Here is a 23,900-nt window from a genome sequence, read left to right as displayed (position 1 = left end):
CCTGGGTGCAACATAGTTCGCGTCCCGGGTGTGGTCAAGAGCCGCCGTGGCGCGCGTCGGCCGAGGTGGGAGCCGTGTCTCCGTGGCCCGGCGGCCGGCGGAGGCCGGGAGCCGTCGGCGGGCCGCGCCGCCATGGTGGCTAACCTTCGAGGGGCCGCACCGGCGCCCGGAGGCGCGGTGCGTCACCACCCGCGGAGCAAACACAGGAGGAAGCCCCCGTGGCCACCTTGCAGAGTCTGGACCGTGGCCTGCGTGCCCTGAGCCTCGTCTCCCTCGCGCCCGAGGGGCTCACGGTCGCCGAGATCGCGACGCGGCTCGGCACCGACCGGGCGACCGCCTACCGCATCGTCGACACGCTGGAGCAGCACGCGCTGGTGACCCGGGGCGTGGGGAAGAGGGTCCGTCTGGGGGCCGGTGCGGTCGTCTTCGCCGGCCGATTCCAGCCCCAGCTGGTCCGCGCCGCCGGACCCGTCCTCCAGGAACTCGCCGACGCCGCCGGGGTGGCCGCCTTCCTCTCCCTGGCCCAGGGGGATGACGCGTGCGTCCCCGTGCTGTCCGCGGAACCCGCCCGGCAGACGATCTTCCAGGTCAGCTACCGCATCGGAGCCGGTCACCCGCTGGACAAGGGGGCCAACGGCATCGCCATCCTCGCGCTCCAGCCGGCGGCGGAGGGTGACTCGGCGGCCGTGCGGCAGGCGCGGGAGGCCGGGTACAGCGTCACCGCCGGAGAGCTTCAGCAGGGAGCCGTCGGGGTGGCAGCGGGCTTCGAGGTGCCGCACCTGCTCGGTGCCTCCGTCGGCACGGTCGCCATGGGGGAGGTCGACGTCGACCGTCTCGGCGAGCTGGTGCGTGAGGCGGCCGCACGGCTCGCCCGGCTCGGCCGCGCCTGAGCGACGGCCCGACGGAACGGCGAACGCCGGGGCCCTGGCCCCGGCGTTCGCCGTTCGTCCCCGGCGGAGAGGGTCCTCAGTCGAGCAGTTCGCCCAGGCTCCTCGCCGCGCGGGAGACCAGGGTGCCGAGCTGCCCGAGGTCGGTGTACTCGAAGACCGAGACGCCGATGCTGGCCGCCGCCGTCCCGTCGGCCGAGGGTACGGCGGCGGAGACGCCGGTGACGGCGGGGATGACCTCGCCGGTGGTGACCGCGTACCCCTGGGCGCGGGCCTCGGTGACCTCGGGGCGCTCCCCCTCGCGGTAGGGACCGTGGGCGAGCACGGCGACACCGCCGGAGCCCTGCTCGATGGAGTGGGTCTGCCCCGGCCGGAAGGAGACGTGGACCAGCGCGCCGCGCGGTTCCACCACCATCAGCGCGCGCATCTTGGTGTCGCCCTCCCGGACCAGCAGGTGCGCGGTGGCCCGGGTGCTCTCGGCCAGCTCGTCCAGGACCGGACGGGCCAGTGCGCGCAGGTCCTGCTGGACCGGTTCGGCCAGTGAGACCAGCCCGGTGCCCAGGACGATCCGGCGCTGATGGTCGCGGCGGCACAACTGGTGCGCCTCCAGCGTGCGCACCAGACGGTGCGCGACGGTGCGGTGGACCGAGATGGCGTCCGCCAGCTCACTGACGGTCAGGCCCTGCGGGTGCTCCGAGACGACTCTGAGCAGCAGCAGTCCGTGGTGGAGCGTCTTGGACATGCCCGCGTCGAGTTCGGGGACCGACCGGGTCGGCGGAGGTGAAGTCACGAATTCATCCCTTGACGGGTTTCAGCCAGCTCCCTATGCTCCCATTAATCGCACAGGTGGTGCGAATATCGCACACAGCCTCGGTGTGTCGCAAGCTCTCCTCTTCAGCGGCCGGACGACCGCCGGAGAAGGACACGAGCCGAACGGATCTCCGTATGCATCCTCACGCGCCCCCGCCTGCCCCCGGTGCCCGGCTGGCCGAAATCCACCAGCTCTACCACCTCCAGAGCCACCTCATCGACGGTGGCCGCGCCGCCGACTGGGCGGCGACCTTCACCGCGGACGGCAGCTTCACCTCACCCACCTATCCGGCCCCGGTGACCGGCACCACCGCACTGACCGCGTTCGCGGAACGGTTCGCCGCCGACTGCGCCGCCGGGCGGGTGACACGCCGGCACGTGGTCAGCAACGTCGCCCTGACCGGCGACGACGGAGCCGGGACACTCCAGATCCAGGCCTATCTGCAGATCGTCGCGACACCCGAGGGCGGCACCCCGCACACCGAGCGGTTCACCACCCTCACCGACCGGGTCGTCCACGACGGCAACGGCTGGCGGATCGCCGCCCGCGTCGTCCACCGAGACGGCACACCGGCCGCCCCCCGGGCCTGACGCCCCGGCCGCGCCCGCGCACACCTCTGGCCGTGGCACCGGTACCCGCCCGCCACCCCGACACCGCCCGATCCATCCGGCCGCGCCCTGCGCTCCCACGGTCGCCGATGACATCCGGCGCTCCCACTCAAGCTTCCGCGCGTTCTAAGGACCGATCCATGGCAGACCTGAGAGCCGAACCGACACCGTCGAACCCGTCAGGGGAGGCGTCGCCCAAGGTCGGCGAGAACCCCGTCGCCACACTGAAAGTCATCCGGGCGGCGATCCTCGGCACCGTCGTCGAGTACTACGACTTCGGTATCTACGGCTACATGGCCACCCTGCTCTCGGCGCACTTCTTCGTCGAGAGCGACCCGAACACGGCGCTGCTCTCCACCTTCGCCGCCTTCGCCGTCGCCTTCTTCCTCCGCGCGCCCGGCGGCATCCTCTTCGGCCACATGGGCGACAAGTACGGCCGCAAGAAGGCGCTCACCTGGACCATCCTGCTGATGGCGGTCGCCACCACCGGCATCGGACTGATCCCCTCGTACGCCACCCTCGGCATCTGGGCGACCGTCCTGCTGGTGCTGTGCCGCTGCCTCCAGGGCTTCGCGGCCGGCGGGGAACTCGGCGGCGCCAACGCCTTCGTCTCCGAGCACGCCCCGGCGCACCGACGGGCGTTCCACACCTCGTTCGTCAACACCGGCACCTACCTCGGCTCGCTCGTCGCCTCGCTGGTCGCCCTGCTGCTGACCTCGGCCGTCAGCGCGGAGACCCTGCACGACTGGGCCTGGCGCATCCCCTTCCTGCTCAGCGCGGTGATCGGCCTCATCGGCCTCTACATCCGCAGCCAGCTGCCCGAGACCGAGCAGTTCGAGGCCGTCCAGGAGAGCGACTCGGTCGAGGTCGCCAAGTACCCGATCGCCGACGTGTTCACCCACGCCTGGCGCCAGATCGTGCTGGTCATCTTCCTCGGCGCGCTGATCGTCGGCGGCTACTACGTGGCCGGCGTCTACGCCGCCAGCTACCTGCAGACCGAAGGCGGACGCTCGGCCGACTTCGCCTTCACCTCCACCTGCATCGCCATGATCGCCGCGGTGATCAGCCTCCCCATCGCCGGATACGTCGGCGACCGTATCGGCCGCAGGCCCGTGTTCTTCTTCGGCAGCGGCGTCACCGCGGTCATCTCCCTGCCGGCCTTCATGGTGATGCGCGACGGCAGCCCGCTGGCCGCCGTCCTCGCCCAGTGCTCGCTGACCTTCTTCATCGGCCTGGTCAACGGCGTCTCGTTCGCCGCCTACGCCGAGATCTTCCGGGCCCGCTACCGCTACAGCGGCATCGCGATGAGCAACAACGTCACCAACATGGCGCTCGGCGGCACCGCGCCCTTCATCGCCACCCTGCTCATCAGCACCACCGACAACAACCTGGCCCCGGCCGGCTACCTCATCGCCACCGCCCTGATGACCTTCGTCGCCACCTTCTTCCTCAAGGAGACGCGCGGAAAGGAGCTGGAACTGTGAGCCCCGCACAGACCGGCCCGCGCAGGTTCGCAGGCCGCTCCGTCCTGGTCACCGGCGCGGCCGGCGGCCTGGGAAGCGCCGACTGCCTGGCGCTGGCCGCGGAGGGCGCGCACCTCTGGGCCGCCGACATCGACCTGGCCGCCGCCGAGGCCCTCGTCCCCGCGCTCACGGAAGCCGGCGGGTCCGGCCAGGCCGTACACCTGGACGTCGCCGACCCCGACTCCTGGCAGGCGCTGGCCGCCCAGGTCGAGCAGGCAGGACCGCTGCACGGCCTGGTCAACAACGCCGGCGTCAGCCTGCGCGCGGGCATCGCCGACACCGGCATCGACGAGTGGCGGCGCGTCATGGACATCAACCTCTCCAGCGTCTTCTACGGCCTCAAGACCCTCACCCCCGCCCTCGCCCGAGGCGCCGGGGACGGCGGCGCCGCAGTCGTGAACGTCTCCTCCGTCGCCGGGATGGTCGGCTACTTCTCCGCCACCTACGGCACCAGCAAATGGGGCGTCCGCGGCCTGTCGAAGGTCGGCGCACTCGAACTCGCCGCGCACGGCGTCCGCGTCAACTCGCTGCACCCCGGCCTCACCTCCACCCCCCTGCTCCACCAGGCCCCCGACACCACCTTCGTGGACGAGAGCCTGCGGTCGGTGCCCGCGGGACGGCTGGCGACACCCCAGGAGATCGCACGCGTCGTCGCGTTCCTCCTCTCCGACGACGCCACGTACATCACGGGCGAGGAAGTCGTCGTCGACGGCGGACTGACCTCCGGCGGGCTCTACCACCGCATCCTCGCGGGCCTGGCCGGCAAGCCGTGAACCGGCCGGCCGGACCCGCCCGGAACCGGCCCCGGCCCGCCACCCACCCCACCCCACCTGAAGGAATCCCCATGACCACCACCCAGGCATCCGACGACAACCCCGGCCGCGTCAACCACGACGTCCTCCCCGCCATCAACCCCGAACTGGTGGGCCGCACCGTCGTCGTGACCGGCGCCGGCCGGGGCATGGGCGCGCTCTTCCTGGAGGAACTGGCCCGCCGAGGCGTCAACGGCGTCGGCGGCGACCTCGACCAGGAGGAGATGGCCTCCGTCGCCGAGCAGATCAACGCCCGCCTCGCCGGAACCAGCGGCGCGGGCCGCGTGGTCGGCGTCGGCGCCGACGTCACCGACCCGGCCGCCGGCGACGCGCTGGTGGCCACCGCCCTGCGCGAGTTCGGCCGCCTCGACCTCTGGGTCAACAACGCCGGCGTCTTCCCCCAGGCCGCCTTCACCGACATCACCCCCCAGCAGCTCGCCCTCACCTACGGCGTCAACGTCAACGGCGTCGTCTACGGCGGGCAGGCGGCCGCCCGCCACTTCCGGACCGTCGGCGGCGGCGCCATCGTCAACATGTCCTCGGTCGCCGCCGTCCGCGCACGGCCCACCCGGGCCACCTACAACTCCTCGAAGGCCGCCGTGCGGCACCTCACCACCTGCATGGCCGTCGAACTCGGCCCCGACAACATCCGCGTCAACTCCATCGCCCCCGGCTACATCGACACCGAGATGACCCGCTGGATCCGCGAGGACCAGGCGGCGATGGACCGCGCGCTCACCACCGTCCCGCTGCGCCGGATCGGCGCCCCCATGGAGGTCTTCGCCGCCCTCTACTTCCTCCTCTCGGACAGCGCCCGGTACATCACGGGCGTCAGCATCCCCGTGGACGGCGGTTCGCAGCATGTCTGAGCCCCACGACACGGCATACGACTACGACGTCATCGTGGTCGGCGCGGGCGGCGCGGGACTGGCCGCCTCCGTCTCGGCGGCCGAGGCGGGAGCACGCGTGCTGCTGCTGGAGGCCGAGGACGAGATCGGCGGCTCCACCCAGCTCTCCGCCGGACTGCTGACCGCCTCGGCCACCAGCGTCCAGGAGAGCCTCGGCGTCGACGACTCGCCGCTGCGCATGTTCCAGCACTACATGGACCTGAACGGCTGGCGGGTCCGGCCCGGCCCCGTCCGGATGTTCTGCGAGCAGTCCAGCGGCACCGTCGAGTGGCTGCTCGGCCTGGGGGTCGAGATACCCGCCCAGGTCTCCCGCAGCGCCCACGAACCCGGGCTGACCCGGGCCGGCGTGGAGGACGTCTGGCGCGGCCACGTCCCCAAGGACCAGGGCTACGGACTGGTCCAGGTGCTCGACAGGGCCCGCGCACGGCTCCACGTCGACCTGGCCCTCGGCAGCAGGGTGGAGGACCTGGTCGTCCGGGAGGGCGCCGTCCACGGTGTCGTCCTGGAGGGCGAGGAGGCCACCGCACCGGCCGTCGTCGTCGCCAGCGGCGGCCTCGCGGCCGACCCGGACCTGGTCCGCCGGTTCCTCCCCGACGCCGGGACCGCGGGCGACGCCCTCTTCGTGGTGGCCGCGCCCGGCGCCCGGGGCGACCACGTCGGCCTCGCCGAACGGCACGGCCTCGCCCTCTTCGGCCAGGGCTGGGGGCTGCTCCTGGTGACCGCCGAGTTCCAGCGGTACCACCACTGGCAGAGCGGATTCCCGCCCGCCTCCCGCATCCACGTCGGACCCGACGGGCGGCGCTGCATGGACGAGGACGCCCCGTACGCCGTCAGCCCCGGCATCCTCAAGGACCACGGCGGCTGGGTCTGGTCCGTCTTCGACGACGAGGCCCGCGCCTCGCTGCCGCCCGGCTACGCCGACTGGGACGCCGACCGCGTCCTGGAGGAGGCCGCCAAGGGCGTCGTCCTGCGCGCCGACACCCTGGAGGAACTGGCGGCCCTGATGGACGTGCCCGCCGACCACCTGACCGCGAGCGTCGCCCGCTTCAACACCCTGTTCGCCGACGGCACCGACGAGGACTTCCTGCGCCACGAGTCCCTCGCGGCCAAGGGCGTCGACCCGCACCTCGCCCCGATCGCGACCGGCCCCTTCCACGCGGTACGGATGCTCCCCGCCGAACTGGTCTGCACCCACACCGGCCTGGAGGTGGACGCCCGCACCCGCGTGCTCGGCACCGACGGCCGGGCCCTGCCGGGGCTCTACGCGGCGGGCGAGGCCGCCGGCGGAATCCTCGGCGAGCGCTACGTCGGCGGCGGCAACTCCGTGGCCCACGCGCTGGTCCTCGGCCGGGTCGCCGGCCAGGAGGCGGCCGCCCGCGCCGCCGCGCTGTCGCCCCGCCACGAGGAGGAGCCCGTATGAGCCGCGCCGACGACCGGTTCGAGATCCAGGACGTCCTGTTCCGGTACGCCAGGGCGGTGGACCGCCTGGACCACGACGCCATCGCCGCCTGCTACTTCGACGACGCGGTCGACGTGCACGGCGGGTACACCGGCGACGCCGCCGGGCTCGTCGAGGACATCCGCACCCGGCACCGCACCATCGACTCCTCCCAGCACTTCATCTCCAACGTGCTGGTGGAGTTCACCGGCCAGGACAGCGCCGACGTCGAGTCGTACTGCCTGTGCTTCCTGCGGCAGAAACCCGCCGAACCCGGCGGGGAGCAGGAGCTGGCGGTCATCCGCTGCCGGTACGTCGACCGGTTCGAGCGGCGGGACGGCTCCTGGGGCATCGCCGACCGGGTCGTCGTCTTCGACGAGTCGCGCGTCGTCCCCGTCGTCGACAGGCTGAATCCGGACTGGGTCGCGTCTCGACGGGACGGCACCGATCCCGTGTACAGCTGGGGGAGCCGGGGCGGCGCGTAGGGCCGTGGACAGCACGCCCGGGCCCGCGACCGACTTTCGTCGCGGGCCCGGGCGACGAAGGGCCACTGCGGCGTCCGGCGGGCGGGGCCTAGCGTGGGGGTGTGACTCGTGTGGACCCCATGCCCCCCGCAGCATCCGTACACCCCGCGCCGCCGGTGAGGCCGCCCCTGGCCTCCCGGCCGGCCGCGCTGTGGCGGGCCCTGACCGCCCCCGGGATGTGGCCGCCCCGGCGCATCGCGGGGGAGGCGTCGCTGGCCCTGTTCCTGGTGCTGCCGGCGCTCGCCTTCGAGCTGCTGGGACAACGCGGCGTGGCCGAGACCGCCGGCGTCGCGCTGGCCGTCGGGCTGCTGACACCGCTGCGCCGGGTGCTGCCCGCGACCGTGCTGCTGGTGGCCGCGGCCGGCTCCGCGCTGCTCCCGGGGGCGGGGGCGCTCGTACTGGTCGCCGCCTGGTCGGCGGGCCGCCGGATCGGCGGCCTCGGACGCGCGGCCGGGGTCTTCGCGATCGCCTACACGCTGTCCCTGGGGCTGTCCGTCCTGCGGGAGCAGTCGCTCCTGTCGCCCTCGATCCTGCTCTTCAGCGGCCTGTGGCTGCTGGTCTCACTCGTCGTGCCCGGCCTCGCCGGACGGTACTGGTCGCAGCGCCGCACCCTGACCGACACCCTCTACGAGTACAACTCCCAGCTCATCCGCGAGCGCGCGATGATAGCCGGGCACGCCAGGATCCGTGAGCGCCAGCGCATCGCGCAGGACATGCACGACAGCCTCGGCCACCAGCTCGCGCTGATCGCGGTCCACACCGGCGCCCTGGAGGTCGACCGGGAGCTGACCGGACGGCAGCGCGAGGCCGTCGGCGTGCTGCGTGAGGCGTCCGTGGCCGCGATGCACGAACTGCGCGACGTGGTGGGGCTGCTGCGGGACGGCACCGAGGCACCCGGCCCCGAGGGCGCGGACCCGGCCACGGCGCCGGAGGCCGGGCACCCCGGGGCGCCGTCCCGAGGGGTGGCCGGCATCGACAGCCTGGTGGAGACCTCCCGCAGGGCGGGGGTGACGATGGAACTCCGGCGCTCGGGCGAGATGCGCCCGCTCGCCCCCACCGCCGACCACGCCGCCTACCGCCTGGTCCAGGAGGGCCTGACCAACGCCCACAAGCACGCCCCGGGCGCCTCGATCACCGTCGCCCTGCGGTACGAGGAGGACTCGCTGGTCGTCGAGGTCACCAACAGCCCGGCCGCCGCACCGGTGCCCGGCAGTGTGGCAGGCGGCGGCCAGGGCCTGACCGGGCTGGAGGAGCGGGCCCGGCTCGTCGGCGGCATGGTGCACGCGGGCCGCACGGCCGACGGCGGCTTCCGCCTGGCGGGCGTCCTCCCGTACACCTCGCAGGGCGGCAGCCAGGCGACGTTCGTCGCCGCCCCCGACGACTTTCGGGCGCAGCGTCCGGCCGGTCCCTTCGGCGAGATTGACCCCGTCATCGAAGGACAGGGTCTTCCGAAGGAGCTGGCCAAGGCAATGAGCAGGAACAAGAGGGGCAGCGGCATAGCCATCGGCTGCGGAGTGGCGGTGCTGGTCGCCCTCGTGCTGCTGGCCGCGCTGATCGTCGGCGGTGTCTTCCTCTTCCGCGAGGCCGACGACGCCATGATCGAACCGAAGCAGTACGACGCGGTGAAGGTCGGCCAGTCCGAGGCCGAGGTCCGGGAGCGGCTTCCCCACGGGAACTCCTTCCTGACCAGCGACGTGGAGAGGGGGGCACCGCCCGTACCCGAGGGAGCCCGGTGCCTCACCCTGCTCTCCACGGAGTTCGGGACCACCTGGGACGCGGAACCGGTGTTCCGCTTCTGCTTCAGGGACGGCGTACTGGTGGAGAAGAAGTCCTTCGAGGTCGAGAGCTGAGGAACTCCGGCGGCCGGCGTCGAGGCGAACACGCGATCGGGGATGATGGTCCGATGCTCGCAGAGACGGCGCACGGCACGGACCGTGGGGGAGAGTCGTGATCAGGGTTCTGGTGACGGATGACGAGCCGCTGATCCGGGCGGGCATCCGGATGATCCTCTCCTCGGCCGAGGACATCGAGGTCGTCGCCGAGGCCGCGGACGGCCGCGAGGCGGTCGAGCTCGCCCGGACCCACCAGGTCGACGTGGCGCTGCTCGACCTCCAGATGCCGGTCATGGACGGGCTGACCGCCCTGGCCGAACTCCGGCGGGCGGCGCCCCGGGTGAGGGTCCTGATCCTGACGACCTTCGGCGAACGGCAGAACGTGCTGCGCGCCCTGAGCGGGGGCAGCGCGGGCTTCCTCCTGAAGGACTCGGCGCCCGCGGAACTCATGCGGGCCGTACGCGCGGCGGCGGCCGGCGAGGCGTACCTGTCGCCCGGCGCCACCCGGCACGTGGTGGACTCCCTGGCCTCCGGCGGCGCCGCGCAGCGCGAGGAGCAGGCCCGGCGGCGGCTGGAGAAGCTGACGGAACGGGAGCTGGAGGTGCTGGCCCTGCTGGGCGAGGGCCTGTCCAACGCGGACGCGGGGCAGCGCATCCACATGAGCGAAGCCACGGTCAAGGCGTACGTCAGCCGCATCCTCGCCAAGCTGGAGTGCGAGAACCGGGTACAGGCGGCATTGCTGGCGCGGGACGCCGGTCTCGGCGTGTGAGCGGGTTCCGGCCATCCGCTCAGCGGCCGGGTGCCCCCGCGCGGAGCCCGTCCATGACGAGGTCCAACAGGCGGGTGGCCCGTGGCTGCCAGTTCTCCCGGGGGTCGATCTGCCACAGACCGGCGACGGCGAGGAAGAAGTCGTCCGGGGTCACCCCGGGGCGGATGGTGCCCGCCTCCTCGTTGGCGCGCAGCAGGACCCCGGCCGCGTCCATCACGGGCGTGGGCCCCGGTTTCGCGGGGGCCCCGGGCGTGCTGGTGACGAGCCGGATGGCGTCCGCGAGACCGGCCTTGGTCAGGGCGAACCGGGCCAGGCGGTCCATCCACTCACGCAGCGCCTGCTCCGGCTCCCGGGCGGCGAGCAGGGCGTCTGCCGCGTCGGCGACCTGCTGCATCTCGTGGCGGTAGACCTCCAGCACGAGCGCCTCGCGGTGCGGGAAGTTGCGGTAGAAGGTGCCCTGTCCGACGCCCGCCTTCCTGGCGATCGCGCTGAGCGGGGCGTCCGCGCACCGGGTCAGTTCCGCCGCGGCCACCTGGAGGATGCGTGCGCGGTTGGCCCGGGCGTCCGAACGCCGGGGAGTGCCGTTGCTCGCTCCGGGCACGCGTCCTCCTCGCGGGTTCCTGGCCGAATCCCGTCCTTGTTGAGCGGACAGCTGTCCGTTACGTTCACCGGAGTGAGCGGACACCTGTCCGGTTAGGTTCACCTTAGCGCCGCATGCCGCCGGCCGTCACCCTACGCCCGCACCCGAGCCCTGATTCCTGTCCTCGAACACCGGAGAAGGCTGATCATGGCCCCAGAACCGTCGCCGACATCCAGCGCGATCACCCTGCACATCAACGGCGAGAAGCACCACCTCTCCGTCGACCACCGCACCACCCTCCTCGACGCCCTGCGCGAGCGCCTCGACCTCACCGGCACCAAGAAGGGCTGCGACCAGGGCCAGTGCGGCGCCTGCACGGTCCTCGTCGACCGGCGGCGCGTCGTCTCCTGCCTCACCCTCGCCGTCACCGCCCAGGACCGCGAGGTCACCACCGTCGAGGGCCTGGCCGACGGCGACGACCTCCACCCCGTCCAGCAGGCGTTCCTCGACCTCGACGGCTACCAGTGCGGCTACTGCACCCCCGGCCAGATCTGCTCCGCCATCGCCCTCATCGAGGAACACGCCGCGGGCTGGCCCAGCGCCGTCACCCCCGACGTGGACCCCGACGCCACCCCCGCACCGCTGACACCCGACGAGATCCGCGAACGGCTGAGCGGCAACCTGTGCCGCTGCGGCGCCTACGTCTCCATCGTCCAGGCCGTCGCCCACGCCGCCACGACCCACGGCCGCCGCCCGGCCCCCACCACCGAGGAAGGGGCCGCATGAGGGAGTTCGACTACCGCCGCGCCCACGACGTCCAGCACGCCCTCACCCTGCTCGCCGCCGACCCCGACGCACGGTTCCTCGGCGGTGGCACCAACCTCGTCGACCTGATGAAGACCGGCGTCGAGCGGCCCACCCGCCTCGTCGACGTCCGCGAACTCCCCCTGGACGGCATCGAGCCCACCGCCGAAGGCGGCCTGCGCATCGGCGCCACCGTCACCAACAGCGACCTCGCCGCCCACCCCGACGTCCGCCGCCACCACCCCGCACTCGCCCAGGCCGTACTGGCCGGAGCCTCCGGGCAGCTGCGCAACATGGCCACGGTCGGCGGGAACCTCCTCCAGCGCACCCGCTGCGGCTACTTCACCGACGTCAGCGGGCCCTGCAACAAGCGCGTCCCCGGCAGCGGCTGCCCCGCCGTCACCGGCGAGCACCACCAGCACGCCGTCCTCGGCGCCTCCGACCACTGTGTCGCCGTCCACCCCTCCGACATGGGCGTCGCCCTCACCGCACTGGACGCCGTCGTCGGGTACGAGACGGGGGAGGGGCCCGAAGAGAAACCGATCACCGACTTCTACCTCCCCGTGGGCGACACCCCGCACCGCGAGACCGCCCTTCCCCCGGGCGCGCTCATCACCCACCTCATCCTCCCGCCCCCGCCCGCAGGAGCCCGCTCCCGCTACCGCAAGGTCCGCGAACGCGCCTCGTACGCCTTCGCCATCGGCTCCGTCGCCGCCCGGCTCACCGTCGAGGACGGCCGCGTCGCAGAGGCCCGGCTGGCGCTGGGCGCCGTCGCCTCCCGGCCCTGGCGCGCCCACGCCGCCGAGGCCGTCCTGACCGGGGCACCGGCCGGCGGCGCCACCTTCGCCGAGGCCGCCGACGCCGAGCTGGCGGCGGCCCGCCCGCTGCCCCGCAACGGATACAAGGTGCCCCTGATGCGCAACCTCGTCGTCTCCGTCCTGACCGAACTCGCCGAGGAGGCCACCCGGTGACGACCACCCCACCCGCCCACCGGTCCGTCGGCACCGCCCGCACCCGCGTCGAGGGCCGCGACAAGGTCACCGGCGCCGCCCGCTACGCCGCGGAGATCCCCTTCACCGGCCTGGCCCACGGCTGGCTGGTGCTGTCCACGATCACCCGTGGCCGCATCCGCGAGATCCACACCGCCCCCGTCCTCGACATGCCGGGCGTCCTCACCGTCCTCCACCACGGCAACGCCCCCCGCCTGCACACCGACTACGTCGGGCTGCTCGGCGTCCCGCCGGACCCCGCCGCCTGCCTCTTCCAGCACGACCGGGTGCCGTTCGCCGGCTGGCCCGTCGCCCTGGTCGTGGCCGGGACACCCGAGCAGGCCCGCGAAGCGGCCGAGGCCCTCACGGTGACCTACGAGGAGGAACCGCACGACACCGCGCTCACCGCCGACCACCCCGACGCCTACGTCCCCGAGGGCGGGATGCCGGCCGAGACCTCCAAGGGCGACCTGGAGGCGGAACTCGCCGCCTCCGCCGTCGTCGTCGACGAGGAGTACACCACCCCCGAAGAGCAGCACAGCATGATGGAGCCCCACGCGGCGACCGCCCGCTGGGACGACGGCCGGCTGGAGGTCGTCGACTCCAACCAGGGAGCCGGCTGGGTCCAGGGCGAACTGGCCACCCTCTTCTCCCTCGACCCGGCCGCCGTCCGCGTCCGCTCCGAACACATCGGCGGCGGCTTCGGCAGCAAGGGCCTCCGCGCCCACCAGGTCGGCGCCGTCATGGCCGCCACCGCCCTGGACCGCCCGGTACGCGTCGTCCTCTCCCGCCGCCAGCTCTTCTCCCTGGCCGGCTACCGCAGCCCCACCATCCAGCGCGTCCGCCTCGGCGCCGGGGCGGACGGACGGCTGAGGGCCCTGGAACACCGCTCCCTCAACCAGACCTCCCAGGTCTACGAGTTCCTGGAGCCCAGCGCGGGCGTGGCCCGCGTGATGTACGACGCCCCCGCCCACCGCACCGCCCACCGACTGGTACGCCTCGACGTGCCCTCACCGACCTGGATGCGCGCACCGGGCGAAGCCTCCGGCTCCTTCGCGATCGAGGTCGCCCTGGACGAACTGGCCGAGCGCACCGGCACCGACCCCATCGAGCTGCGCCTGCGCAACGAACCCGACGCCGGCCCCGTCTCCGGACTCCCCTTCAGCAGCCGCAACCTGGCCGCCTGCTTCCGGGAGGGCGCCCGCAGGTTCGGCTGGCAGGACCGCGACCCCCGGCCCGGCCTGCGCCGCGAGGGCCGCTGGCTCCTGGGCACCGGCACCGCGGCCGCGTCCTTCGGCGCGGGCGCCGCCCCCTCCACCGCGCAGATCACCGCCGAGCCCGACGGCTCCTTCACCGTGCGGATCGCCGCCGCCGACATCGGCACCGGCGCCCGCACCGCCCTCACCCTGATCGCGGCCGACGCCCTGGACACCACCCCCGAACACGTCCGCGTCCGGATCGGCGACAGCGACTTCGGCCCGGCGATGATCGCCGGCGGCTCCATGGGCACCCGCTCCTGGGCCTGGGCGATCACCGCCGCCGCCCAGGACCTGCGCGAACGCCTGATCCCCGGCACGGCCGTCCCCCCGGACGGCATCACGGTACGGTCCGACACCACCGCGGCCCTGGGCGCACTGAGCCGCAAGGAACGGCACTCCTTCGGCGCCCAGTTCGCCGAGGTCGCCGTCGACACCGCCACCGGCGAGATCCGGGTACGCCGCATGCTGGGCATCTTCGCCGCCGGCCGCATCGTCAACCCCCTCACCGCCCGGGGCCAGCTCCTCGGCGGCATGACCTGGGGCATCTCCATGGCCCTGCACGAGGAGGCGGTCCGCGACCACCACACCGGCGCCCACTACGCCCCCGACCTCGCCGGCTACCACGTTGCCACCCACGCCGACGTCCCCCACCTCGAGGCGGACTGGGTCGACGACCACGACCCCGACGACCCGGTCGGCATCAAGGGCATCGGCGAGATCGGCATCGTCGGCGCGGCCGCGGCCCTCACCAACGCCGTCTGGCACGCCACCGGCACCCGCCACCGCCACCTGCCCCTGCGCCCCGACCGCATCCTGACAGCGGCCCCCGGCACGAAGGGCGAGCCCACGAAGAGGGCCTGACGCCGTCGCCCCCGGCACGTGAACGCCGGGTCCGGGAGGAGGCTTCCGGCGGGAAAGGCCCGCTCATCCCCTCGTACGAGGTCCTCTCCCGGACCCGGCGCGCCGCCGGGGCAGCCCGCAGCGGCACGCGGTCGCGGCGCAGCCACCCCCGTCGAGTGCCGCGACTCGACGGCCTTCGTGCCGAGTTGTTCCGCCGGTGGTAAGCCAGGGCTTCCGTCTCTTGTGCCGAGCTCGCCCGCGCGTCGAAGCTGGCGGGGCTGTTGCCACACGCATCCCCCCACCAACACGCGTCCGGGCCCTCGCCCCGAGCGACGGAGCGGTACGCCCCACGCGAGCACCCGGGCGCCGGCCGGCCACGACCGGCACAGCACGGGCGCACGCGCGTACCGCCGGCCCGGCGTCCTACTCCAAGGAGTGGCGTTGCGCACTTCCCGTTCTCTCTCCCCCCGCGCCGTGCTGGCCGCTGTCGCGGTCGCCGCCGGCGCGGTTCTCTCCGCGCCCGGCAGTGTCCAGGCCGCCGAATCGCCCGTCGCCTCCACGGCCGCGCCCGGCCAGGGCCTGGAGTGGTTCCAGGCCCGGCACGGCCTGCCCCGGACCGGGTCGGTCGACGGCGCGACCGCGAAGGCGCTCCAGCAGGCGCCGGACTTGGAGCTGCGCCGGACCTTCCGCACCGCGCAGGACCTCGGTCCGGAGGAACTGGCCAACGCCCGCACCGTCATCGGTGTCGGCAAGGGCGCGAACATCCCCGAACAGGGCCAGGTCATCGCGCTCATGACGGCCATGCAGGAGTCGAAGTTCGTCAACTACACGGTGCCCGTCGACCACGACTCGCTCGGCATATTCCAGCAGCGCCCGAGCACCGGCTGGGGCACGCCCGAGCAGATCACCGACGTCCCCACCTCGTCGAAGTCGTTCTACGGAGTCGCCCCCTTCGGCAGCAACCCCGGCCTGATCCAGATCGCCGGCTGGGAGACCATGGCGCCCGGCGACGTCTGCCAGGCCGTACAGCGGTCGGCCTACCCGGACCGGTACGCGCAGTGGGAGGGCTTCGCCCGCGACCTGCTCGCCCGCGAGAGCCCGACGGTGCCGCCGATTCCCTGACCGGGCCCCTCCCCGCCACCCGAAGCACGATCCCCCCACGGCCGGGCCCGGCCCTTGTGCCAGGCCCGGCCGGTCAGCATCAGGAGCTGCCCATGCGCAAGAGATTCGCCGCCACCGCCGTCGCCCTCGCCGCCGCCGGCTGCCTGCTCGCCCCCGGCGCCGCCCAGGCCGCCACCGGGCCGGGCCCAGTCGCCGTACTGGAGCATGGTTCGGCCGCCGGGACCGCCGTCGTCAGCGGGATGAACGAGCCCGGGACCCGGCTGCACGCCGACGCCGTCCGCACCAGCACGGTCCGCACCCTGGAGGTCGACTACCAGGTGCAGGAGACCGGCTACTGGTGCGGCCCCGCCGCCACCCGCATCGCCCTCTCCGCCCGGCTCGCCCCGCCGAGCCAGAGCGCCCTCGCCGCCGAACTCGGCACCCACACCGGGGGCACCGACCACATCGGCCAGGTCACCCGCGTCCTCAACGCCCACGTCGGCACCGGCTGGTACGAGACCAAGGAGATGCCGAACGACCCGCCGACCCAGGCCCAGAAGGACCTGCTCTGGCGGGACATCGTCCTCGACATCGACAACAACTACCCGCTGGTCACCAACATCGTCGCCCCGCCCGGCAACCAGCCCCCCGGCTACCCGCCCGGCGAGACGATCTACCACTACTTCACCGTCATCGGCTACGACGACGTCAACCGCACCGTCCTCATCGCCGACCCCGCCTCCTTCGGCGGCAACCAGATCTACTGGCTCTCCTTCGACCAGCTCGCCTCGCTGATCCCGCCCAAGGGGTACGCGGCCTGACGGCACCCGCCGGACGGGGCCCGCGAAGGCCCCGTCCGGCAACCCGCGAGGGCCGACAGGAAAATCCCCCGTGCGCGCGGGGCGATCCTGCACCCCGGAGCCGCCCCGGGGGAGCGGGGCCGATCTGCGGAATTTCCCTCCCCGAAACCTTCTCCACGCGGAAGATCCCCTGGTCGGGCGAGGGTCGTGCAGGATTCCACCGTTGACGCGTCTGGCGACCGGTGATTAACGTCCCTGCCATGAGACCCCGCGCCCACGCCGGCATGATCGACGAGCTGGACCGCCGCGTCATCGCCGCGCTCCAGCTCAACGGCCGTGCCTCGTGGAACTCCGTCTCCCGCTGGGTGGGAGCCAGCGAGACCACCGCGCAGCGGCGCTACCAGGCGCTGCGCGAGCGGCGGCTCGTCCACGTGGTCGGCGCGGTGGAACTGGACCGCACCGGAAGCGGCTCCTCCATGCTGGTACGGGTGCACGCCAAACCGGGCAAGGGCCTCGAACTCGCCGAGCTGCTGGCCGCCTGCCCGGAGACGCGGTTCCTCGCCGTCGTCACCGGCACGGCCGACCTGATCGTCGACTTCGTCGCCCGGGACAACGAGGAGCTGATGAGGCTGCTCTTCACCGACCTGCCCGGTGCCCACCTGATCACCAGCACCGAGTGTGTCGCCGTCATCCGCAGCTTCACCTCGGCCGCGATGTGGGACACCGGCCTGCTGCCCCCCGAGGCCGTCGCCGACCTGCGGCCCGCCACGCTCGCACCGTCGTGCGACCGTGACGACTGGGACCGGGCGCCACAAGCGCTCTCCACCCTCGAACAGGCCGTCACCGACGGCCTCGCCCAGGACGGCAGGCTGCCGGTCAGCGCCCTGGCGCGCCGGCTGGACCGCAGCGAGTCCAGCGTCTCCAGGGCGCTGGAGCGGCTCGTGGCGCGAGGAGCCCTGCACTTCCGCACCCTGGTCGAACCCGCGCTCCTCGGCTACCAGGCCGAATTCATGGTCTGGCTCTCCATCGAGCCGGACCAGCTCGACGCCGCGGGCCGGCAACTCGCCCGGCACCCCGGCACCAAGTTCCTGGCCGCCGCCACCGGCCGGTTCAACCTGGTGGGGCACATGGTCCTGCCCCGCCGCACCGATCTGTACCGCTACACCGGTGAGGTCATCGGCGCGCTGCCGGGGCTCAACGCCTCGGACGTCACCGTCCACCTCGCCACCCTGAAGGGCGCCTGGACCCGCCTGGACCAGGCCGCCTGACCCGCCCGCCGGGCGCCCTCGTACGACCGCCGCCCGCGCGGCCGCCGTACCCGTCCCGCACATCTGCACATCCGCATCCGCGCTTCGGCACCCCCGCGCACCCGCGCATCGGCACGTCCGGCGTACGCCGACGGCCTCCCCAGCCGTACCCGCACACCGAGCGCACCCCCTGAGCCCACCCCGGAGACCCCCATGTCCACCGACGAACCGGCGACCACCACCCCGAGCTGGCAGTGGCCCGAGACGACCTGGCGCCGCCACGTCGACGCGGTCCGCGCCGGGCGCCCGCTGCGGCCGGAGCGCTGGCCGGACGGCGCCCGCGCCGCCGTCGCCCTGTCCTTCGACTCCGACCACGAGACGATCCCGCTCAGGGACGGGCAGACCAGCCCCGGCCTGCTCGCCCAGGGAGAGTACGGCGCCCGGGTCGGCGCACCACGCGTCCTGGAACTCCTCGCCCGCTTCGGCGTACCGGCCACCTTCTTCATGCCCGCCGTCTCCGCGCTGCTCCACCCCGAGGAGGCCCGGGCCTACACCCGCGACGGCCACGAGATCGCCGTCCACGGCTGGATCCACGAACGCAACACGCTGCTCACGGCCGACGACGAGAAGGAACTGGTACGCCGGGCGCTGGAGACCCTCACGGAGATCACGGGGGAGCGGCCCACCGGCATCCGCACCCCGTCCTGGGACTTCTCCGACTCGACCCTGCGGACCATCCTCGACCTCGGCTTCGCCTACGACTCCTCACTCATGGCCGACGACGAGCCCTACGAGATCCTCGCCGAGGGCAGGCCCACCGGGCTCGTGGAGATCCCCGTCGACTGGATCCGCGACGACGCGCCCTACTTCACCATGGACCGCTACGGCGCCGTCCGCCCGCACAGCCGCCCCCGGGACGTGCTGGAGATCTGGCGCGACGAGTTCGACGCGGCCTACCGCTCCGGCGGCGTCTTCCAGCTCACCCTCCACCCGCACGTCATCGGCCACCGCTCGCGCCTGACCGTCCTGCGCGAACTGCTCGACCACATCTGCGCCCACCCCGGCGTCTGGTACGCCACCCACGCGGACCTGGCCCGGACCGTCCGGACCGCCCCTGCCGCCCACGAGACCCCGGAGCACACCCCATGAGCACCGAACCCCGTACACCCCCCGCCCCGGGTCCCGCGCACAAACTCACCGGCAAGCAGCGCAAGGCCATCGTCGCCGGGACCATCGGCAACACCGTCGAATGGGTCGACTGGGCCCTCTACTCGATCTTCGCCAAGATCATCGCCGACGAGTTCTTCCCCTCCGGCAACGAAGCCGTCGCTCTCCTCTCCACCCTGGCCGTCTTCGCCGTGGGCTTCGTCATGCGGCCCGTCGGCGCGGCCGTCCTCGGCGTCTACGCCGACCGCCACGGCCGCAAGAAGGGCATGACCCTGACGGTCGGCCTGATGGCCGGCGCCGCCTTCGTCATCGCCCTGACCCCCAGCTACGAGACCATCGGGGTGCTCGCCCCGCTGGTGCTGCTCCTCGCCCGGCTGGTCCAGGGCTTCTCCGCCGGCGGCGAGTTCGGCTCCTCCTCGGCCTTCCTCGTCGAGTCCGCCGCCCGGGGCCGCCGCGCCTTCGCCGGGTCGTGGCAGCAGGTCTCCGTCGCCGGCGGCGTCCTGATCGCCTCCCTGCTGGGCACGCTCACCACCTCCCTGCTCAGCGACGAGACCCTGCACTCCTGGGGATGGCGCATCGCCTTCGTCATCGGCGGACTCCTCGGCCTGGTCGGCCTCTGGCTGCGGGTCTCGGTCGAGGACACCGACTCCTTCACCCGCGCCCAGGGCTCGGGCCGCACCCGCTCCAACCCGCTGAAGGCGATGTTCGTCGAACACCCCGGCGCCGCCCTGCGGGTCGCCGGCATCACCATCGCCGGCACCCTCACCTACTACATCTGGGTCAACTACCTCCCGACCTACGCCAACCTCACCACCGGCATCCCGCTCAGCACCGCGCTGCTCTCCCAGACGCTGTGCCTGGTCGTCTTCGTCGTGCTGCTGCCCTTCGTCGGCCTGCTCTCCGACCGGCTCGGCCGCAAGCCCACCATGGCCGCCTTCGCCGGCGGGTTCGTGGTGCTGGCCTGGCCGCTGCTGCACCTGCTGGACAACAGCTTCCTCAGCCTCTTCCTGGTGCAGCTGACCGGCATGCTGCTGATCCTCGGCTACTCCGCCAACTGCGCCGTCATCATGGCCGAGCAGTTCCCCGCCGAGATCCGGGCCACCGGGATCGCCCTGCCCTACGCACTGGCCGTCGCCCTCTTCGGCGGCACCGCCCCGTACCTCACCACCTGGATGCACGAGAGCGGCCACAGCGACCTCCTGTGGCTGTACGTCGCCGGCGCCTCGCTCGTCTCCTTCCTCGTCTACGTGACGATGCCCGAGACCAAGAACAAGGAGTTCCACTGATGCGCCACGTCCTCGTCACGGGCGCGGCCGGCGGCATCGGCCGGGCGATCGCCACGCGGTTCGCGGCGCAGGGCGCCACCCTCACCCTCGCCGACCGCGAGCGCGCCCCGCTCGACGACCTCGCCGCCCACCTCCCCACCGCCACCGGGGTGCTGACCGCCGACCTCACCGCCCCCGACGCCCCGGCCGAGCTGGTCCGCCGGGCCTGGGCCGACCAGGGACCGGTGGACGTGCTGGTCAACGCCGCCGGCGTCTACCCGTCCCTCGACATGGCCGAGCTGACCGCCGAGGCGTGGGACCGGCTCTTCGCCGTCAACCTGCGCGCCCCCGTCCTCGCCACCGCCGCCTACGCACGCCTGGCCACCGAACGCGGCGAGGGCGGCACGGTCGTCAACATCTCCTCCGGCTCGGCCCTGCGCGCCCGCCCCGGCGGCGGCCCCTACGCCAGCTCCAAGGCCGCCCTGGAGATGGCGACCCGCGCCGCCGCCCTCGAACTGGGCGCCCACGGCATCCGGGTCAACGCCGTCAGCCCCGGATTCGTCCCCGTCGACAGCGCCTGCAACCCGGTCTCCGAGGAGTACGCCGCCGCCATCGGGGCCAACCCCCTCGGCCGGCCGGGCAGCCCCGAGGACATCGCCCGCGCGGTCTGCTGGATCGCCGGCCCCGAGGCCGCCTGGATCACCGGCGAGATCCTGCGCGTCGACGGCGGCTCCAGCACCGGCGCCCTCCACCTGCCCCGCATCTGGCCCGCCGCCACGCCCGCACCCGCCGACGCCACGAAGGGACACCCCGCATGAGCAGCACCGACACCTACACCGTGGTCGGAGGCGGGGCCATCGGCGGAACGCTCGCCTTCAGCCTCGCCCGGGCGGGCCACCGGGTCCGCCTCGTCGACACCGACGCCGCCCACGTCGCCGCAGTCCGCGAGCACGGACTGACCGTCGCCCGGGGCGAGCAGCGCGAGAGCGTACACGTCGAGGCGGTCACCCCCGACGCGTGCGACGCCACCCTCGGCCGCGTCCTGCTGGCCGTCAAGGCGCAGGCCACCGGCGCGGCCCTGGACTGGATCGAGCCCCGGCTCGCCCCGGACGGCTGGGTCGTCTCGCTCCAGAACGGCTTCAACGAGGAACTGATCGCCCGGCGGATCGGCGCCGGACGCACCGTCGCCGCCTTCGTCAACATCTTCGCCGACGTGACCGAACCCGGCGTGATCATGGACGGCGGCGCCGGGGCCCTGGTGATCGGCGAGTGCCACGGCGCCCCCGTCTCCGACCGCGTCGACTCCCTCGTCGCCGACCTGCAGAGCTGGGGACCGGCCCTGGCCAGCGACAACGTCGAGGGATACCTCTGGGCCAAGGCCGGCTTCGGCGCCATGCTGGCCGCCACCGCGCTGGCCGACGCCGCGATGGCCGAGCTGATCGACCGTCACCCCGCGACGATGGACGCCGTCGCCGCCGAGGTCTTCGCCGTGGCCGACGCGCTCGGCGTCACCCTGGAGGCGTTCGACGCCTTCGAGCCGCACGCGTTCCGCCGGGACGCGGCCGAGGAGACCCGCCGCGCCGCCACCGCCCGCCTCACCGCCTGGCTGCGCACCCAGGCCAAGGACCGCAGCGGCATCTGGCGCGACCTGGCCGTCCGCCGCCGCCCCGTCGAGGTGACCACCCACTACGCCGAGGTCTTCGCCGAGGCCGGACGCCACGGCGTCGCCACCCCGGTCCTGCGCGCCGTCATCGCCCAGCTGCGCGAGCTGGAGCGCGACCCCGGCCTCATGGCCGAGGCCCGCCTCGACGCCCTGGACCAACTCGCCTCCGGCAGCCGGCGCGAGTTCGCCGACACGGCCGCCCCCGGCCGGGACCAGGCGGCCGCCGTACGGGACTGGCTTGCGGCCCACCGCGAGGAGATGGTAGCCGACCTGGCCGAGTACACCTCCCAGGAGAGCGCCAGCGACGACCTCGAAGCCCTCGACGCCTGCCTCGCCTGGGTGCGCCACTGGCTCGACAACGCCCTCGGCGCCCCGGCGCACGAGGAGATACGGCCCCGCGCGGAGGCAGGCGACCTCATGATCCGCCGCTACCCGGGCACGGGCGCCCGCCCCGTCCTGCTGCTCGGCCACTACGACACGGTCTGGCCCACCGGCACCCTCGACCAATGGCCCTTCCGGCGCGACGGCGACCGGATCACCGGACCCGGCGTCTTCGACATGAAGGCGGGCCTGGTCCAGGCGGTGTGGGCGCTGAAGGCGCTGGACGCGCTCGGTCTGGCCCGCCCGGCCTGCACCCTCCTGCTCAACGGCGACGAGGAGACGGGCAGCCTCGCCTCCAGCGACGACCTCGTCGCCGAGGCGCGGGAGAGCCGGGCCGCCCTGGTCTTCGAGGCGGCAGCCGACGGTGCGGTCAAGACGGCCCGCAAGGGGGTCGGCCTCTTCACCGTGACCGTCACCGGCCAGGAGGCGCACGCCGGACTCGACCCGCAGGCCGGCGCCAGCGCCACCGAGGAACTGGCCCACCAGATCCTCCGCCTCACCGGACTGCGCGACCTCGCGGCGGGCACCTCGCTCAACGCCGGGGTGATCGAGGGCGGTACGCGCAGCAACGTGACGGCCGGCCGGGCGACCGCCCGCCTCGACGTCCGGGTGGCCACCGCCGCCGAGCAGGAGCGGATCGGCGCCGCGCTGGCCGCACTGCGGCCCGTCGACCCGCGCACGACCGTCGAGGTCTCCGGCGGCTGGAACCGCCCCGTCTTCGAACGCACCGACCAGGTGGCGGAGTTGGCGGGCCTCGCCCAGAGGTGCGCGGCCACGCTCGGCCTCGACCTGCGCGAGGCGGCGGTGGGCGGCGCCAGTGACGGCAACTTCGTCGTCGCCGCCGGCGTCCCCGTGCTGGACGGCATCGGGGCGGTCGGCTCCGGGGCACACGCCCGCTCCGAGAACACCTCCGTCAACGGCATGGTGGAACGCGCCGCCCTCACGGCGACGGTCCTCACCGCCCTGGCCGGGAGCTGAGCCGACAGCCTCACTCTCCCGAGTGGATTACGCAGAGCGGGAGTTGGAGAGCGACGGGTCCGCCAGGCGCGGACGCCGCAGCCGGGGGAGGATGCGGGGCGTTCGCCAGGAACGCCTCTCGGCCGAGGGGATCGCCGCCGGCCGCCGGGGCCCCTCCGCCGACGGGGAACCGGGGACCGGCACCCTCGCGCACGGGAGGACACTCCCGACCCGAAAGGAATGGGCCATGCGCGTCGCCCGTCCGCTCTCCCTCTTCGCCGCCCTCTCGATCGCCCTCGCGGGTGCCGCGGCCACCGCCACCGCGGCACCCGCCCCGGCCCCCAAGGCGGTGGCCGCCGGCAGCGGCTACGCCGCCCCGACCATGCTGCACTGCAAGCTGAACGTCCGCTCCGCCACCAAGTCCTCCGCGACCGTGCTCCGCACGCTCCGCAACCGCAACGGCAACTGCCCGGGCAAGGGCGGCCACGACTCCGTCCCCTGCTGGCTGAACAAGTGCGGCGGCATCACGGCGGGCGGCAGCTACACCTGCCAGTCGGGCGGCAAGTCCTACAAGAGCTGGCTCCCCGTGAAGCACCAGGGCAAGCGCGCCTGGGTCGCGATCAAGTGCGGGACGTACGTGACCCCCTGAGCCCGCCGTCCGGCCCCACCCCCGGTTGCCCGATGTCCCACAGGCCCCGAATGCCGGGAGATCCATCCTCCGCAACCGGGGGTTGA

Annotated in this window: 22 protein-coding genes; 20 read left to right on the top strand and 2 right to left on the bottom strand. The window is 73.5% G+C overall.

The window, feature by feature from the left end:
* The first annotated feature begins 218 nt into the window (after positions 1-218).
* Positions 219-890 (top strand): IclR family transcriptional regulator, encoded by a 672-nt coding sequence (locus tag IF45_RS0105220; RefSeq protein ID WP_008406787.1) that lies wholly within the window; start codon positions 219-221, stop codon positions 888-890.
* Positions 891-966: 76 nt separating this feature from the next.
* Here IF45_RS0105220 and IF45_RS0105215 read toward each other — a convergent pair whose 3' ends face one another.
* Positions 967-1,629 carry an IclR family transcriptional regulator gene (locus IF45_RS0105215; RefSeq protein WP_008406788.1) on the bottom strand — a complete coding sequence of 221 codons (663 nt, stop codon included), beginning with the start codon at positions 1,627-1,629 and terminating at the stop codon, positions 967-969.
* Between the two features lie 203 nt (positions 1,630-1,832).
* Here IF45_RS0105215 and IF45_RS0105210 point away from each other — a divergent pair, with 203 nt between their 5' ends.
* The 8 genes from IF45_RS0105210 (at position 1,833) to IF45_RS0105175 (ending at position 10,112) form a co-directional block, all read left to right on the top strand.
* Entirely contained in the window at positions 1,833-2,288 is a 456-nt protein-coding gene (locus IF45_RS0105210; RefSeq protein WP_008406789.1) for a nuclear transport factor 2 family protein, read from the top strand.
* A 158-nt stretch (positions 2,289-2,446) separates the two neighbouring features.
* On the top strand, positions 2,447-3,790 hold the full coding sequence (locus IF45_RS0105205) for an MFS transporter (RefSeq protein ID WP_008406790.1): 1,344 nt from the start codon (positions 2,447-2,449) through the stop codon (positions 3,788-3,790).
* Positions 3,787-4,602, top strand: coding sequence for an SDR family NAD(P)-dependent oxidoreductase (locus IF45_RS0105200; protein ID WP_030305805.1), 816 nt, complete (start codon positions 3,787-3,789; stop codon positions 4,600-4,602). Before IF45_RS0105205 ends, IF45_RS0105200 begins: the two co-directional genes overlap by 4 nt.
* A gap of 71 nt (positions 4,603-4,673) precedes the next feature.
* Positions 4,674-5,510 (top strand): SDR family NAD(P)-dependent oxidoreductase, encoded by an 837-nt coding sequence (locus tag IF45_RS0105195; protein ID WP_030305800.1) that lies wholly within the window; start codon positions 4,674-4,676, stop codon positions 5,508-5,510.
* Positions 5,503-6,969: an FAD-dependent oxidoreductase gene (locus IF45_RS0105190; protein ID WP_030305799.1), complete on the top strand. Its 1,467-nt coding sequence runs from the start codon at positions 5,503-5,505 to the stop codon at positions 6,967-6,969. Before IF45_RS0105195 ends, IF45_RS0105190 begins: the two co-directional genes overlap by 8 nt.
* Positions 6,966-7,472 (top strand): nuclear transport factor 2 family protein, encoded by a 507-nt coding sequence (locus tag IF45_RS0105185; protein ID WP_018468604.1) that lies wholly within the window; start codon positions 6,966-6,968, stop codon positions 7,470-7,472. Before IF45_RS0105190 ends, IF45_RS0105185 begins: the two co-directional genes overlap by 4 nt.
* A 215-nt stretch (positions 7,473-7,687) precedes the next feature.
* The gene (locus IF45_RS0105180; RefSeq protein ID WP_030305797.1) at positions 7,688-9,361 is read left to right on the top strand and encodes a sensor histidine kinase; all 1,674 of its coding nucleotides are present in this window, start codon (positions 7,688-7,690) and stop codon (positions 9,359-9,361) included.
* 97 nt (positions 9,362-9,458) lie between these two features.
* The gene (locus IF45_RS0105175; RefSeq protein ID WP_008406796.1) at positions 9,459-10,112 is read left to right on the top strand and encodes a response regulator transcription factor; all 654 of its coding nucleotides are present in this window, start codon (positions 9,459-9,461) and stop codon (positions 10,110-10,112) included.
* A gap of 19 nt (positions 10,113-10,131) precedes the next feature.
* Here the strand turns inward: IF45_RS0105175 and IF45_RS0105170 are convergent, their stop codons facing one another.
* Positions 10,132-10,713 carry a TetR/AcrR family transcriptional regulator gene (locus tag IF45_RS0105170; protein ID WP_008406797.1) on the bottom strand — a complete coding sequence of 194 codons (582 nt, stop codon included), beginning with the start codon at positions 10,711-10,713 and terminating at the stop codon, positions 10,132-10,134.
* 186 nt (positions 10,714-10,899) lie between these two features.
* Here IF45_RS0105170 and IF45_RS0105165 point away from each other — a divergent pair, with 186 nt between their 5' ends.
* The 11 genes from IF45_RS0105165 (at position 10,900) to IF45_RS0105115 (ending at position 23,814) form a co-directional block, all read left to right on the top strand.
* A complete protein-coding gene (locus tag IF45_RS0105165) occupies positions 10,900-11,478 on the top strand; it encodes a (2Fe-2S)-binding protein (protein ID WP_008406798.1) in 579 nt (192 codons plus the stop codon).
* The gene (locus IF45_RS0105160; protein ID WP_030305795.1) at positions 11,475-12,467 is read left to right on the top strand and encodes an FAD binding domain-containing protein; all 993 of its coding nucleotides are present in this window, start codon (positions 11,475-11,477) and stop codon (positions 12,465-12,467) included. Before IF45_RS0105165 ends, IF45_RS0105160 begins: the two co-directional genes overlap by 4 nt.
* Positions 12,464-14,605 carry a xanthine dehydrogenase family protein molybdopterin-binding subunit gene (locus tag IF45_RS0105155; RefSeq protein WP_030305789.1) on the top strand — a complete coding sequence of 714 codons (2,142 nt, stop codon included), beginning with the start codon at positions 12,464-12,466 and terminating at the stop codon, positions 14,603-14,605. Before IF45_RS0105160 ends, IF45_RS0105155 begins: the two co-directional genes overlap by 4 nt.
* Positions 14,606-15,025: 420 nt before the next feature.
* The gene (locus IF45_RS0105150; RefSeq protein WP_030305788.1) at positions 15,026-15,706 is read left to right on the top strand and encodes a hypothetical protein; all 681 of its coding nucleotides are present in this window, start codon (positions 15,026-15,028) and stop codon (positions 15,704-15,706) included.
* A gap of 92 nt (positions 15,707-15,798) precedes the next feature.
* Complete coding sequence (locus tag IF45_RS0105145; RefSeq protein ID WP_030305786.1) at positions 15,799-16,506, top strand: C39 family peptidase; 708 nt, start codon at positions 15,799-15,801, stop codon at positions 16,504-16,506.
* A gap of 263 nt (positions 16,507-16,769) precedes the next feature.
* A complete protein-coding gene (locus tag IF45_RS0105140; RefSeq protein WP_018468595.1) occupies positions 16,770-17,753 on the top strand; it encodes an Lrp/AsnC family transcriptional regulator in 984 nt (327 codons plus the stop codon).
* 192 nt (positions 17,754-17,945) lie between these two features.
* Positions 17,946-18,881 (top strand): polysaccharide deacetylase family protein, encoded by a 936-nt coding sequence (locus IF45_RS0105135; RefSeq protein WP_030305785.1) that lies wholly within the window; start codon positions 17,946-17,948, stop codon positions 18,879-18,881.
* Entirely contained in the window at positions 18,878-20,185 is a 1,308-nt protein-coding gene (locus tag IF45_RS0105130; protein WP_030305784.1) for an MFS transporter, read from the top strand. The genes IF45_RS0105135 and IF45_RS0105130 overlap by 4 nt, the downstream gene beginning before the upstream one ends.
* Positions 20,185-20,982: an SDR family NAD(P)-dependent oxidoreductase gene (locus tag IF45_RS0105125; protein ID WP_030305783.1), complete on the top strand. Its 798-nt coding sequence runs from the start codon at positions 20,185-20,187 to the stop codon at positions 20,980-20,982. Before IF45_RS0105130 ends, IF45_RS0105125 begins: the two co-directional genes overlap by 1 nt.
* Complete coding sequence (locus tag IF45_RS0105120) at positions 20,979-23,186, top strand: 2-dehydropantoate 2-reductase (RefSeq protein WP_030305782.1); 2,208 nt, start codon at positions 20,979-20,981, stop codon at positions 23,184-23,186. The genes IF45_RS0105125 and IF45_RS0105120 overlap by 4 nt, the downstream gene beginning before the upstream one ends.
* Positions 23,187-23,412: 226 nt before the next feature.
* Positions 23,413-23,814 carry a hypothetical protein gene (locus tag IF45_RS0105115; protein WP_030305780.1) on the top strand — a complete coding sequence of 134 codons (402 nt, stop codon included), beginning with the start codon at positions 23,413-23,415 and terminating at the stop codon, positions 23,812-23,814.
* Positions 23,815-23,900 lie beyond the last annotated feature (86 nt).

It is taken from the genome of Streptomyces albidoflavus, from assembly GCF_000719955.1.
GTDB lineage: Bacteria > Actinomycetota > Actinomycetes > Streptomycetales > Streptomycetaceae > Streptomyces > Streptomyces albidoflavus.
The sequence above is the reverse complement of the archived record's forward strand: the minus strand, read 5'-3'. Positions and strand labels throughout refer to the sequence as shown.